Here is a 12,683-nt window from a genome sequence, read left to right as displayed (position 1 = left end):
GTTATCTAAGTAGAGACTGCTTCAGTCATATGGGTACTTAGTTTGTATCACTGAATTAGATAACGAGTCACATACAGCAAGTCGCGTTTTATCGATGTTATTGTCATAGTAACTAACTGAAAAGTAATAATTGTATGGTTTTTTATGATTCTTTTTCAGAGCAAAGTTACAGTGATTTACCCGCCTAGATACCAAAATAACACTGATTCTGCCTTGCATAAAGTGCGAGAATATTATCTTTAAAACGCCATTTTTTCGTATAATAAAATAAGTTTTATGATCTCGCTAGCAAAAACCTTCCGAAAGGGCAAATTGTGGTGATTATGATCACAAACGGTGAGCTTTTAATTTGCGGAGCAAAATTAATATCATAAACTTAGGATGACTAAATTGGACGGCTGAAATAAGTCATTCAACATAACATCTAATCCTATAGGGGGAACTTAAGGTGAACATTCTCGGATACTTCCAGAAGGTGGGTAAGGCGCTTATGGTGCCGGTTGCCACACTTCCTGCAGCAGCAATACTCATGGGTATTGGCTACTGGATCGACCCAAATGGCTGGGGCGCAAACAGTGCACTTGCTGCATTTCTTATTAAAGCTGGTGCAGCGATCATTGACAATATGTCAGTATTGTTCGCTGTTGGTGTTGCTTACGGAATGTCTAAAGACAAAGATGGCGCCGCTGCACTTTCAGGTTTCGTGGGCTTCTTAGTTGTCACAACGCTTTTGGCCCCTGGTGCAGTATCACAAATTCAAGGCATTGACCCAAGTGAAGTACCTGCTGCATTTGGTAAAATCAATAACCAGTTCGTCGGTATCTTGGTTGGTATTGTTTCTGCTGAGTTGTACAACCGTTTTTCTCACGTAGAGCTGCACAAAGCACTGGCGTTTTTCTCTGGCAAGCGTCTTGTACCGATCCTAACGTCTTTTGCTGGTATCGTTATTGCGTTCATCCTGATGTACGTTTGGCCATCAGTTTACGGCGGTCTGGTAAGTTTTGGTGAAAGCATTCAAGGTATGGGTGAAGCAGGTGCAGGTGTTTACGCATTCTTCAACCGTCTTCTAATTCCTGTTGGTCTGCACCATGCACTAAACTCAGTGTTCTGGTTTGATGTTGCTGGTATTAATGACATTCCAAACTTCCTTGGCGGTGCGAAATCATTAGCTGAAGGCACGGCAACGGTAGGTGTTACGGGGATGTACCAAGCGGGCTTCTTCCCAATCATGATGTTTGGTTTACCAGGCGCTGCTCTAGCGATGTACCATACTGCGAAATCAAAGAATAAAGAGAAAGTGGCATCTATCATGATTGCAGCTGCGTTTGCTTCATTCTTTACAGGTGTAACAGAACCACTTGAATTTGCATTCATGTTCCTTGCTCCAGGACTGTACGTTCTTCACGCAGCGCTGACTGGTCTATCAGTTTATATCGCGGCATCAATGCAGTGGATTGCAGGTTTCGGTTTCTCTGCTGGTTTAGTCGACTTAGTATTGTCGACTCGTAACCCGCTAGCGGTAAACTGGTACATGCTCATTGTACAAGGTCTTGGTTTCTTTGCGGTTTACTACTTCGTGTTCCGTACCGTGATTGTTAAGTTTGGCCTTAAAACACCGGGACGTGAAGATGATGAAGAAGCTTCATCTAACGTGGCTGGATCAAGCAATTCTTCAGAGCTTGCTCGTCAGTACTTGAAAGCACTTGGCGGTCATGACAACCTAAGTTCTATCGATGCCTGTATTACTCGTTTGCGCCTTTCTGTGAAAGATATGAGCGTTATCAATGAGAAAACTCTGAAAGATCTTGGAGCTATGGGAGTTGTGAAGCTAGGTACAAACAACCTACAAGTTATCCTTGGTCCACTAGCAGAGATTGTTGCTGGTGAGATGAAGAATGTATCTAAAGATGAAGACTTAAGTGGTGTTCAGCTACCAGCTTAACTGTTTAATAGTGGTGTGATTGTTTGTTATTGGTATTGCAAACAATTGATACTACAACATCGCAAAAGGCCTCCGCAGGAGGCCTTTTTTCGTTTAGGCCCTTTGAATCTGCTTTGCTTTCACGCTAACTCGATAAATATTGTCGTTTTAGAGCGAGTTCTTGTTGTCTAATTGCTTAGAATTGTGGATCATTAGTAACAATGTACTCTGTGAAACCATACTTGGATACAGGGTTCCGTTTTCTCTGACAATACTAATATTTTTGAGGTGCTATAGATGAGTGAAGCTGATGCTCGTCCATCAAACTTTATTCGCCAGATCATTGATAAAGATCTAGCGGATGGTAAACACACTAGCGTGCATACTCGATTCCCGCCGGAGCCAAATGGCTACCTGCATATCGGTCATGCTAAGTCTATCTGTTTGAACTTCGGTATTGCTCAGGACTACCAGGGTCAATGTAATCTGCGTTTCGACGATACAAACCCTGAAAAAGAAGACATCGAATACGTTGAGTCTATCAAGAAAGATGTAAACTGGTTGGGCTTTGAGTGGAGTGGTGAAGTATGTTACTCATCAAACTACTTCGATAAGCTTTACGAATATGCAATTGAATTGATTAACAAAGGCTTAGCGTACGTAGATGAGCTAAGTCCAGAGCAAATTCGTGAATACCGCGGCACACTAAAGGCGCCAGGTAAACCAAGTCCATACCGTGACCGTTCTGTTGAAGAGAACTTGGCGTTGTTTGAAAAAATGCGCGCTGGTGAATTTGAAGAAGGTAAAGCGTGTCTTCGTGCTAAAATCGACATGGGTTCTTCATTCATGGTCATGCGCGATCCAGTTTTATACCGAGTGCGTTTTGCTACGCACCACCAAACTGGTGATAAGTGGTGCATTTACCCAATGTACGACTTTACGCACTGTATTTCTGATGCATTAGAAGGCATTACGCACTCTATTTGTACGCTTGAATTCATGGATAACCGTCGTCTGTACGATTGGGTTCTAGACAACATCACGATCGAAAGCCGTCCACATCAATACGAGTTCAGTCGTTTAAACCTTGAATACACAGTGATGTCTAAGCGTAAGCTTAACCAGCTAGTTACTGAAAAACTGGTTAATGGTTGGGATGATCCACGTATGCCGACTGTCTCAGGTCTGCGTCGTCGTGGCTTCACACCTGCATCTATTCGTGAGTTTTGTAAGCGTATTGGTGTAACGAAGCAAGAAAATATGATCGAGTTTAGTTCATTAGAATCTTGTATTCGTGATGACCTAAACGAGAACGCTCCGCGTGCAATGGCTGTACTGGATCCTGTTAAAGTTGTTATCGAAAACTTTGAAGCAGGCGCAGTAGAAAACTTGACAGTTGCCAACCACCCAAATAAACCTGAAATGGGCGTGCGTGAAGTGCCATTCACGCGTGAATTGTGGATTGAGCGTGAAGACTTCCGTGAAGAAGCGAACAAAAAGTACAAGCGTTTAGTGCTAGGTAAAGAAGTTCGTTTACGTGGTGCTTACGTGATCAAAGCTGAGCGCGTTGAAAAAGATGCCGAAGGCAACATCACAACGATCTTCTGTTCTTACGATGCAGATACGCTAGGTAAAAACCCAGCAGATGGTCGTAAAGTGAAAGGCGTTATTCATTGGGTGTCAGCTGATAAAGCTCTTCCAGCGGAAATTCGTCTGTACGATCGTTTATTTACGGTGCCAAACCCAGGCGCAGCGGAAGATTTTGCTTCTACTATCAACCCTGAATCATTAGTTGTGATCAATGGCTTCGTCGAGCCTAGCCTAGCTTCCGCAGAAGCAGAAAAAGGTTACCAGTTTGAACGTATGGGTTACTTCTGTGCAGACTCGAAAGACTCTTCAGCAGATAATCTAGTATTCAACCGCACGGTTGGTCTACGTGATACCTGGGCAAAAATTGAGAATCAATAATCTCAATTAATGCTGAGAACGATGAAAAAATGCCAGCAAACGCTGGCATTTTTTATACCTAATCCCACAGAGTGCTATACAGATGTGCAAAACTGTGGATAAAAAAGATGGGTGTTTAGTAGCTTTTGTTCTGTAACCAAAGTACTGACGTCTAAGGTACTGACTTCTAAAAACAAAAAACGCCAGCATGTGCTGACGTTTACTTTTTAAATTAACAAACCCTTATTTTTTCGGTTTGTGTGCATCTGGATTGTCTTTACAACCACCATCGCTACACTTGCCGTACAAGTATAAGCTGTGGTTTGTTAGTGTGACATTGTACTTAGCTGCAATCTCTTTTTGACGTTCTTCAATAAGATCGTCAGAAAATTCAATTACCTCACCACAGTCTAGGCACACTAGGTGGTCGTGGTGATGTTGAGTCGATAATTCGAAGACTGACTTTCCACCTTCAAAGTGGTGACGAGTTACAATACCAGCATCGTCGAACTGGTTTAGAACTCGGTAAACAGTTGCTAGGCCAATTTCTTCACCTAGATCAATCAACTTTTTGTACAAATCTTCAGCACTGATGTGCTGGCAGTCTGGCTGCTGAAGTACTTCTAGAATTTTTAGCCTCGGAAGGGTTACTTTTAAACCCGCATCCTTCAGCGCCTGATTATTATCTGACATATACTTTCCCGTTGGATCATCTGCAGCGATTTAACAGAATTCAATCTTCCTACCATTATAGGATAAGCGTTCGGAACATTAAACCACGAACTTCAAAGGGTTAATAGAATCTTTTTGTAAATTAGAAACAGGTCTATTATATTACAGCTCTGACCAGTTACAATTATGTAACATTAAGCTTGGAGAGGGCATGGATAGCGATGAATAGGCGACTAGCGAAGATATACAAACCAGGAATTGTAAAGTTCGCACTCAATATTTGGCCTCCTTTTTGGGGGGCGGGTATTAAAATCTTACATATTTCTCAAGACTTCCGTACTGTAAAGGTACGTTTAAAGCTTCGCTGGTGGAATAAAAATGCCAATCGCACCCAATATGGCGGCAGTATTTTCTCTTTAACTGATCCAATTTACTCGTTGATGCTGATGGGGATTCTACGAGAGGAATATTATGTGTGGGATAAAGAGGCAAGCATTAACTTTATTAAGCCGGGGCAAAGTGATTTGTTTGCAGAATTTGAGGTCACTGAAGGGATGCTGGAAAGCATTTATCAAATGACACGGAATGGAGAAAAGTGTTTTCCTGAGTTTATTACTCATGTAAAAGATAAACAGGGGAATGTGGTTTCAGAGGTTCAACGCAAGCTTTATGTAAGAAAGAAACCTCAGTATCGCGAAGAGGAAGTACTTACCGATGCTGTGTGACAATACATACAAAAAGACCTCCAAGTGGAGGTCTTTGCATCATTCAATTTGATTAGCCTTCTAGCTCAGCTAAACACATCTCTTCATAGATCTGTTTAACCCAGCTTTCAACACGCTCGTCAGTCAATTCTGGTTGGCGGTCTTCATCAATACATAGACCTACGAATTGGCTTTCGTCACCTTCAACAAGTGCTTTAGACGCTTCAAATTCGTAGCCTTCTGTCGAGGTATGGCCAAGAATTGTGCCGCCTTTAGACTCAACGATATCACGGACTGTGCCCATCGCGTCACAGAAGTATTCTGCGTAGTCTTCTTGGTCGCCACAGCCAAAGATAGCCACTAGCTTAGTAGAGAAGTCGATTTGCTCAAGCTCAGGGAAGAAGTCATCCCAATCACATTGTGCTTCGCCGTAGTACCAAGTTGGGATACCTAGAAGAAGAAGATCGAAGTTATCAATGTCTTCTTTGCTGCTTTTCGCGATGTCTTGAACGTGAACTAGATGTTTACCTAGTTGCTTTTGAATCATCTTTGCAACGGCTTCAGTATTACCTGTGTCGCTACCGAAGAAGATACCTACACTTGCCATAGAGTCTATACCTTTACATTGTTTGTTATTGGCGATGCTACTAAGGGTTTAACCTAACCCTGAGCCTTCCCAAGTTAGCTGAATTACACCTTTTGCAATAAAGCCAGCACAGCCTAGGAAAAGGACTAACCACACAATACGACGACCAAAAACAGGTACATTGCCTTGCTTTAGCACATCTTTTATCGCCATCCCGATGAAAAAAAAGATAGCAGCAAAAAGAAGATCGAGTCCAATAGACTCGAGCATATCCATATAGTCGTAAAGCATTTTAGCCCTTCATGCCGAAAAATCTTGGGCGCACTATACCACTGTTAAACGGTAAAGTTAATGCACTACAAGAAGGGTTATTTCAATAATCTAGTGTTGCTTTTCGAATTTGTTAACTCGAAATGTATTTTCGAATGACTCTCATTACTTCTGTCGGTTTCTCGGCGTGTAACCAGTGACCAGTGCCAGCGATAATGTGTGCTTTAGCATGGTTAAATTGTCGCTTCACTGCTGGCTGATGTTCTGGCATTAAGTAGTCAGAGTCGCCGCCTTTGATAAACAAAGTTGGGATATCTGTTGGTGTGATTTCTTGCCAGCCAATAATTTGGTCATAATTCTCAAAAAGGCTCGGTACGTTAAACCGCCAATCCATCTTATCGCCATTTTTGTACAGTGATTTAGAGAGAAATTGTCTTACACCATCGAGTTCAATATGTTGAGCTAGGATATCCATGGCTTGCTGTCGATTTGCTGGTTTTTCATTAATAACAGCATGTAAGCCGTTAAAAACATTATCGTGACGGTTCGTAGTGTAGGCAACAGGCGCCATGTCGAGAACGACTAACTGCTTGACTACATTTGGCGCAATGTCCACAAGAGCCATCGCGACTTTTCCGCCCATGGAGTGACCAATAACAATAGATGGCTCAACGTTTAAGTGCTGAAGGAGCTGAGCCACATCTTTTGCCATATCGGTATAGTTATGGACTTCGGAGTGGAAAGAGAGGCCGTGATTTCTCAGATCAATACTGATCACCGTGTGATCTTTAATAAGATCGCGGGCGAGTAGACCCAGATTACTTAAACTACCAAACAATCCGTGAATCAAAACAACTGTTTGGCCTTGGCCTTCCTGCTTATAGTTGAGTAATGCTGACATTTTATCTTATTCGTGATGGGTTTAACGTGGAGTATCCGCGTGGATCTCGTTATAATCCCCCAGAGTTTAAACATTGAGAATGTGAAAAGCGAATGAAAACAATTGAGGTTGATGAGGATCTATACCGTTATATAGCTAGTCAAACTAAGCATATCGGTGAAAGCGCCTCGGATATTTTGCGACGCCTTTTAAACCTTGATGGTCAGTTGCAGGAAGCTAAAGCCGCGCCTGTAGTAGAGAAGCCACAAGGGATTGTAGTAAGTAAAGATGCGGGTAAAACGGAATCTGTTGATGTAGTGAAAGAAATGCGTTCGCTGCTTATTTCTGATGAGTTTGCCGGTCTAAAAAAAGCGATTGATCGCTTTATGTTGGTATTATCGACCTTACATAAATTGAATCCAGAAGGTTTCGCCCAGGCTACGAATGTAAAAGGACGCAAACGCGTGTACTTTGCAGATAATGAAGAAACCTTGCTAGCAAACGGTAATACGACCAAGCCAAAAGCCATTCCTGGCACACCGTTTTGGGTTATCACGAATAACAATACAAGTCGTAAAAGACAGATGGTTGAACAAGTGATGGCACACATGGGGTTCCAACCTGACTTAATAGAAAAAGTAACAGGTTCAATCTAAGAAACCTGATAGAAGCCTCATAATGCGTCGCAGTGAGCGGATATTATGAGGCTTTTTTAATTTTATTTGTATTTAAAGAAAGGATGTCAAACATGGCTATGCACCCTCGTGCTGGGCAAAAAGCGCAGCAGGAAGATCTTCACAATATCCCAGCACTCGTTGCTAACTACTTCTTACTTCAACCAGACGCGGCAAACGCAGAACACAAAGTTCAATTTGGTACTTCTGGCCACCGCGGTACTTCAGACAAGCACACTTTTAACGAAAACCACATTTTAGCGATCGCTCAAGCGGTAGCAGAAGTTCGTGCTGAGCAAGGCACAATTGGCCCGTTGTTTGTGGGTAAAGACACGCATGCGCTATCTGAGCCTGCTTTTTCAAGTGTGATTGAAGTATTGATTGCAAATGGTGTGAAAGTGATTGTCCAGCAAGACAACGGTTACACGCCAACACCGGGTATTTCACACGCGATTCTGACTTACAACATCAAACACGAGGAAAAAGCAGACGGTATCGTTATTACCCCATCACATAACCCACCACAAGACGGCGGTATCAAATACAATCCGACACATGGCGGTCCTGCAGAAGCTGAGTTGACTCAAGCTATCGAAGATCGTGCGAACGAATTGATTGCTGAAGGTTTACAAGGTGTTAAACGTCTACCACTAGCAGAAGCAAAAGCATCGGATCTGTTTGTAGAGATGGACTTGGTGAAGCCATACATTGATGACCTGGTGAACGTTATCGATATGGAAGCAATCCAAAAAGCGAACCTGAAGATTGGTGTAGATCCATTGGGTGGCAGCGGTATCGATTACTGGCGTCAAATTGGTCAGGCATACAACCTAGACCTAACGCTAGTAAGTGAATCGATCGATCCTTCTTTCCAATTCATGTCGCTAGATAAAGACGGCGTTGTGCGTATGGACTGTTCTTCTCCATACGCAATGGCTGGTCTGCTAGCCCTGAAAGATGAATACGATCTTGCGTTTGGTAACGACCCAGACTATGACCGTCATGGTATCGTGACGCCGAAAGGTTTGATGAACCCGAACCATTTCTTAGCCGTTTGTATTGACTACTTGTACCGTCATCGTGACGAGTGGGGTAAAGATGTCGCTGTTGGTAAAACACTAGTTTCAAGTGCACTTATCGACCGAGTAGTAGCCGATTTGGGTCGTGAACTGTGTGAAGTGCCTGTCGGCTTCAAGTGGTTTGTCGATGGCCTTTACACTGGTAAGTTTGGTTTCGGCGGCGAAGAAAGTGCTGGTGCGTCATTCCTTCGTAAAGATGGCACGCCTTGGTCAACAGACAAAGATGGCATCTTGCTATGCCTTCTAGCAGCAGAGATCACTGCGGTAACGGGTAAGAACCCTCAAGATTACTATGAAGAGCTAGCGGCGAAGCACGGTGAGTCGAAGTACAACCGTATTCAAGCTGTAGCAAATGGCCCACAAAAAGACGTATTGAAGAAGTTGTCACCAGAAATGGTTGCGGCTGAAACTCTAGCAGGTGATGAGATCACTGCTCGTCTAACGCATGCACCAGGCAATGGTGCTGCGATTGGTGGCCTTAAAGTAACGACAGCTAACGGTTGGTTCGCTGCTCGTCCATCAGGCACAGAGGACATCTACAAGATTTACTGTGAAAGCTTCAAAGGTGAAGAGCACCTAAAACAAATCGAAGCAGAAGCACAAGAGATCGTTAATCAAGTGTTTGCAGCCGCTGGTTTGTAAAACATCCAATGGTCAATGTATCTAGCAAAGGGTTGATGTGAAAACATCAACCCTTTCATGTTTAAGTGCCCCGAACAGCTTTATCTCCGGGCCATGAATCTGGTACCACAAACCAGAATTGACCGTCTTCCGTTTGTGCGTGTATGAATCGATCTAAAGGCTTTTCAATAGGTTGAGAGAAATCGTCTGTACCGGTCGCCCAGCATGGTTTATGTAAATGATAAAGGGGTTTACTAATTAAATCCCATTGACTTTGATAGCACCAGTAACCACTAATCTGACTTGGATTTAATTCATAACCCAAGCACTCCTTAGGAGTTGGCTCTGGAGTAAACGGATTAATATAGAGTCGTCCTTGCATCATTAGGCGCTCTTCTGGAGAGTCGTTTAAAGGAATTATTTTTTGAAATTCCGGGCGATCGCTCATTTTCAGTTGATGCGTGAGCATTCTATCCAATTTCGCATGTAACTGGTCGTGAGCATTCGGGCCATACCAAATGCCGTTGTAAAGAAGATAAAACTTAATCGCCACTTCCCAATGTTCTATCTGATTTGATTCTGTATTCCTCAACACCAAATCGACAGCACCAATGGTCTTACCTTCAGCGTCGTTTAACTGAATTTCTTCGGCAATAATCTGATATCGTTCTGAATTAGAAAGAGCCGCAGTGCATAAGTGCTGATATAAAAAGCCCAATCTTGGATTACCATTGTATTGCTCAGTGTTCTTTAAAGGCGTTACCGTAAGATCCTCTAAGGTTGCAAACGGAGGGCGTAACTTGAAAAGAGGAGGTGAAGTGGCGATCCATTGGTAAAAGCGTTGCAGTTGGTTCATCCGTATCCCTAAATGTATGGTGAGGCGACAAGCTTTGTTATTGTAACTAAATTTGCTTTTGAGGGTAGGGTGGCTAGCATCGATATTAGGGTTCGAGATACACTTTAAATACCTAAATGATATCAAGGTGCCAGATGTCAAAACGTTGTTGTATCAACTAGGTTGCACACTCTCGGTCTGATTTCATCGAGAGGTTATTTAGGTTTACATGCGCTAGAAATTGGAAGTAATAATGAATAACTTAAAGCTAGAACAGATTCTTAATGACAAACTGTCACCGCAGTTAATTAAAGATTACGCACCAAATGGGTTACAGGTAGAAGGGAAATCAGCGGTAAAGCGTGTTATCACTGGCGTAACCGCCTCTCAAGCCTTAATCGATAAAGCGATTGAGCTTAATGCAGACGCATTACTTGTTCATCATGGCTATTTTTGGAAAGGTGAGCCTGAGCCAATTCGTGGCATGAAAGGTAAACGAATTCGTAGCCTGATCAAAAATGATATCAACTTATATGGTTATCACCTTCCTCTAGATATTCATCCAGAGCTAGGCAACAACGCTGAATTAGCTCGCTTACTTGAAATCGAAGTAGAAGGTGGACTTGAAGGACACCCTCAATCAGTAGCCATGTTTGGACGCTTGAAAAAACCGATGTCTGGTGCTGAGTTTGCGAGCAAGATCAATCAAGTTCTTGATAGAGAACCACTGCATATTGCTCCAGAGAATACCGATAAGATGATTGAGACAGTCGGTTGGTGCACTGGTGGAGGGCAAGATTTCATTGAACTTGCTGTACAGCACGGGCTGGATGCATTTATCTCTGGAGAAATTTCAGAGCGCACCACTTATACTGCTCGTGAAATGGACATTCATTACTTTGCTGCAGGTCATCATGCTACTGAGCGTTATGGTGTTCAGGCCTTAGGCAAATGGCTAGCGGATGAATATGGCCTACATGTGGAGTTTATCGATATTGATAATCCGGTTTAGCGTTCTCCATTAATAACGTTAAACGCAAAAAAGAAAAAAGGGTTGAGACGAAAATCTCAACCCTTTTGTTTGTCTATCTTCGTACTAAAAGATCATTCACGTTCGTGAAGTGGAGAAAACTCACGTTGTGTTTCGCCAGTGTATAGCTGACGAGGACGACCGATGCGGTTCAGTGGATCGCTGTGCATTTCGTTCCAGTGAGCAATCCAGCCGATGGTACGAGAAATCGCGAAGATAACCGTAAACATAGAAACTGGAATACCAATCGCTTTAAGAATGATACCTGAGTAGAAGTCTACGTTCGGGTACAGCTTCTTAGACACGAAGTACTCATCAGAAAGTGCAATGCGCTCAAGTTCCATTGCAACGTCTAGCAGAGGGTCTTGAATGTTTAGCTCTTTGAGAACTTCATGACACGTTTCGCGCATTACTGTCGCACGTGGGTCGTAGTTCTTGTAAACGCGGTGACCAAAGCCCATTAAGCGGAATGGGTCATCTTTGTCTTTCGCGCGGTCCACATATTCAGGGATGTTATCGACGCTGCCAATCTCTTCTAGCATTCTCAAGCAGGCTTCGTTTGCACCACCGTGAGCGGGTCCCCAAAGGGATGCAATACCAGCGGCAATACATGCAAATGGGTTCGCACCAGAAGAGCCAGCTAGACGAACAGTTGATGTCGACGCATTCTGTTCGTGATCCGCGTGTAGAGTGAAAATCTTATCCATCGCACGGGCAACCACAGGATTCACTTCATACTCTTCGCAAGGGTTTGCGAACATCATATGCAAGAAGTTCTCTGCGTAGCTAAGGTCGTTACGAGGGTAAATAAATGGCTGACCGATAGAGTATTTGTAACACATCGCCGCCAGTGTTGGCATTTTTGACAGCAGACGGTACGCTGCAATTTCGCGGTGTTCGTCGTTGTTAATGTCAAGAGAGTCGTGATAGAAGGCTGCAAGTGCTCCAACTACACCACACATTACCGCCATTGGGTGAGCATCGCGTCGGAAGCCATGGAAAAAGCTTGCGATTTGCTCGTGTACCATCGTGTGACGAGTAACGGTCGTTTTGAATTGCTCGTATTGTTCTCGGGTAGGGGCTTCACCATAAAGAAGGATGTAACATACTTCTAAGTAATCTGCGTTATTGGCTAATTGATCAATCGGGAAACCGCGGTGCAAAAGAATACCTTTGCCGCCATCGATGTACGTGATTGATGATTCACAAGATGCAGTGGCAAGAAAACCTGGGTCAAAAGTAAAGTAACCATTGGCTCCCAGCTTACGAACGTCAATTACAGGTGTACCTAGCGTACCGTCCATAATTGGCAGTTCGATTGGCGCTTGACCTTCAACATGAAGGGTCGCTTTCTTATCCGCCATAACAATCTCCTTTGTTTATTATTTAATCCGTCCAGGATGTTTATGTGCCATTTTTGTACTGTTGTTAAAGCTTAAAGTCAATTTTTCTCCATCTTTGTGT

Annotated in this window: 12 protein-coding genes; 6 read left to right on the top strand and 6 right to left on the bottom strand. The window is 43.2% G+C overall.

The annotated features are described in order from the left end of the window. Positions 1–448: 448 nt before the first annotated feature. Positions 449–1,942 (top strand): N-acetylglucosamine-specific PTS transporter subunit IIBC, encoded by a 1,494-nt coding sequence (nagE, locus tag R7Z10_RS13465; protein WP_005384985.1) that lies wholly within the window; start codon positions 449–451, stop codon positions 1,940–1,942. Positions 1,943–2,218: 276 nt separating this feature from the next. Then, positions 2,219–3,889 carry a glutamine--tRNA ligase gene (glnS, locus tag R7Z10_RS13460; RefSeq protein WP_005382124.1) on the top strand — a complete coding sequence of 557 codons (1,671 nt, stop codon included), beginning with the start codon at positions 2,219–2,221 and terminating at the stop codon, positions 3,887–3,889. A 222-nt stretch (positions 3,890–4,111) separates the two neighbouring features. Here glnS and fcrX read toward each other — a convergent pair whose 3' ends face one another. Continuing rightward, positions 4,112–4,561 carry a ferric iron uptake transcriptional regulator FcrX gene (gene fcrX, locus R7Z10_RS13455; protein WP_005382141.1) on the bottom strand — a complete coding sequence of 150 codons (450 nt, stop codon included), beginning with the start codon at positions 4,559–4,561 and terminating at the stop codon, positions 4,112–4,114. Between the two features lie 200 nt (positions 4,562–4,761). Here fcrX and R7Z10_RS13450 point away from each other — a divergent pair, with 200 nt between their 5' ends. After that, positions 4,762–5,265, top strand: coding sequence for a DUF4442 domain-containing protein (locus R7Z10_RS13450; protein WP_318105041.1), 504 nt, complete (start codon positions 4,762–4,764; stop codon positions 5,263–5,265). A 52-nt stretch (positions 5,266–5,317) separates the two neighbouring features. Here R7Z10_RS13450 and fldA read toward each other — a convergent pair whose 3' ends face one another. The 3 genes from fldA to R7Z10_RS13435 form a co-directional block, all read right to left on the bottom strand. Beyond that, entirely contained in the window at positions 5,318–5,851 is a 534-nt protein-coding gene (gene fldA / locus R7Z10_RS13445; protein WP_005382146.1) for a flavodoxin FldA, read from the bottom strand. A 48-nt stretch (positions 5,852–5,899) separates the two neighbouring features. After that, on the bottom strand, positions 5,900–6,121 hold the full coding sequence (locus tag R7Z10_RS13440) for a DUF2788 domain-containing protein (protein ID WP_005393038.1): 222 nt from the start codon (positions 6,119–6,121) through the stop codon (positions 5,900–5,902). A 112-nt stretch (positions 6,122–6,233) separates the two neighbouring features. Continuing rightward, positions 6,234–7,001 (bottom strand): alpha/beta fold hydrolase, encoded by a 768-nt coding sequence (locus tag R7Z10_RS13435; protein WP_017819953.1) that lies wholly within the window; start codon positions 6,999–7,001, stop codon positions 6,234–6,236. Between the two features lie 92 nt (positions 7,002–7,093). Between R7Z10_RS13435 and seqA the strand changes: the two genes are divergently transcribed. Together seqA and pgm are read left to right on the top strand one after the other, a co-directional pair. Then, positions 7,094–7,636, top strand: a complete 543-nt coding sequence (gene seqA / locus R7Z10_RS13430) for a replication initiation negative regulator SeqA (RefSeq protein WP_005382149.1) — start codon at positions 7,094–7,096, stop codon at positions 7,634–7,636. 92 nt (positions 7,637–7,728) lie between these two features. After that, complete coding sequence (gene pgm / locus R7Z10_RS13425; RefSeq protein WP_318105039.1) at positions 7,729–9,375, top strand: phosphoglucomutase (alpha-D-glucose-1,6-bisphosphate-dependent); 1,647 nt, start codon at positions 7,729–7,731, stop codon at positions 9,373–9,375. A gap of 61 nt (positions 9,376–9,436) precedes the next feature. Here pgm and R7Z10_RS13420 read toward each other — a convergent pair whose 3' ends face one another. After that, positions 9,437–10,210, bottom strand: a complete 774-nt coding sequence (locus R7Z10_RS13420; protein ID WP_318105037.1) for a DUF1853 family protein — start codon at positions 10,208–10,210, stop codon at positions 9,437–9,439. Between the two features lie 232 nt (positions 10,211–10,442). Between R7Z10_RS13420 and R7Z10_RS13415 the strand changes: the two genes are divergently transcribed. Continuing rightward, positions 10,443–11,201 (top strand): Nif3-like dinuclear metal center hexameric protein, encoded by a 759-nt coding sequence (locus tag R7Z10_RS13415; protein ID WP_139060338.1) that lies wholly within the window; start codon positions 10,443–10,445, stop codon positions 11,199–11,201. Between the two features lie 92 nt (positions 11,202–11,293). On the opposite strand, the gene R7Z10_RS13410 is transcribed toward R7Z10_RS13415, so the two are convergent. Next, the gene (locus R7Z10_RS13410) at positions 11,294–12,583 is read right to left on the bottom strand and encodes a citrate synthase (protein ID WP_005382163.1); all 1,290 of its coding nucleotides are present in this window, start codon (positions 12,581–12,583) and stop codon (positions 11,294–11,296) included. Between the last annotated feature and the right edge of the window lie 100 nt (positions 12,584–12,683).

This window comes from Vibrio sp. Vb1018, from assembly GCF_033338775.1.
Classification (GTDB): domain Bacteria; phylum Pseudomonadota; class Gammaproteobacteria; order Enterobacterales; family Vibrionaceae; genus Vibrio; species Vibrio alginolyticus.
The sequence above is the reverse complement of the archived record's forward strand: the minus strand, read 5'-3'. Positions and strand labels throughout refer to the sequence as shown.

What these genes read in the sequence shown, in the direction of transcription:
- glnS (WP_005382124.1), top strand. Translation starts at nt 2,219, where the DNA reads ATGAGTGAAGCTGATGCTCGTCCATCAAACTTTATTCGCCAGATCATT.
- fcrX (WP_005382141.1), bottom strand. Translation starts at nt 4,561, where the DNA reads ATGTCAGATAATAATCAGGCGCTGAAGGATGCGGGTTTAAAAGTAACC.
- R7Z10_RS13450 (WP_318105041.1), top strand. Translation starts at nt 4,762, where the DNA reads ATGAATAGGCGACTAGCGAAGATATACAAACCAGGAATTGTAAAGTTC.
- fldA (WP_005382146.1), bottom strand. Translation starts at nt 5,851, where the DNA reads ATGGCAAGTGTAGGTATCTTCTTCGGTAGCGACACAGGTAATACTGAA.
- R7Z10_RS13440 (WP_005393038.1), bottom strand. Translation starts at nt 6,121, where the DNA reads ATGCTTTACGACTATATGGATATGCTCGAGTCTATTGGACTCGATCTT.
- R7Z10_RS13435 (WP_017819953.1), bottom strand. Translation starts at nt 7,001, where the DNA reads ATGTCAGCATTACTCAACTATAAGCAGGAAGGCCAAGGCCAAACAGTT.
- seqA (WP_005382149.1), top strand. Translation starts at nt 7,094, where the DNA reads ATGAAAACAATTGAGGTTGATGAGGATCTATACCGTTATATAGCTAGT.
- pgm (WP_318105039.1), top strand. Translation starts at nt 7,729, where the DNA reads ATGGCTATGCACCCTCGTGCTGGGCAAAAAGCGCAGCAGGAAGATCTT.
- R7Z10_RS13420 (WP_318105037.1), bottom strand. Translation starts at nt 10,210, where the DNA reads ATGAACCAACTGCAACGCTTTTACCAATGGATCGCCACTTCACCTCCT.
- R7Z10_RS13415 (WP_139060338.1), top strand. Translation starts at nt 10,443, where the DNA reads ATGAATAACTTAAAGCTAGAACAGATTCTTAATGACAAACTGTCACCG.
- R7Z10_RS13410 (WP_005382163.1), bottom strand. Translation starts at nt 12,583, where the DNA reads ATGGCGGATAAGAAAGCGACCCTTCATGTTGAAGGTCAAGCGCCAATC.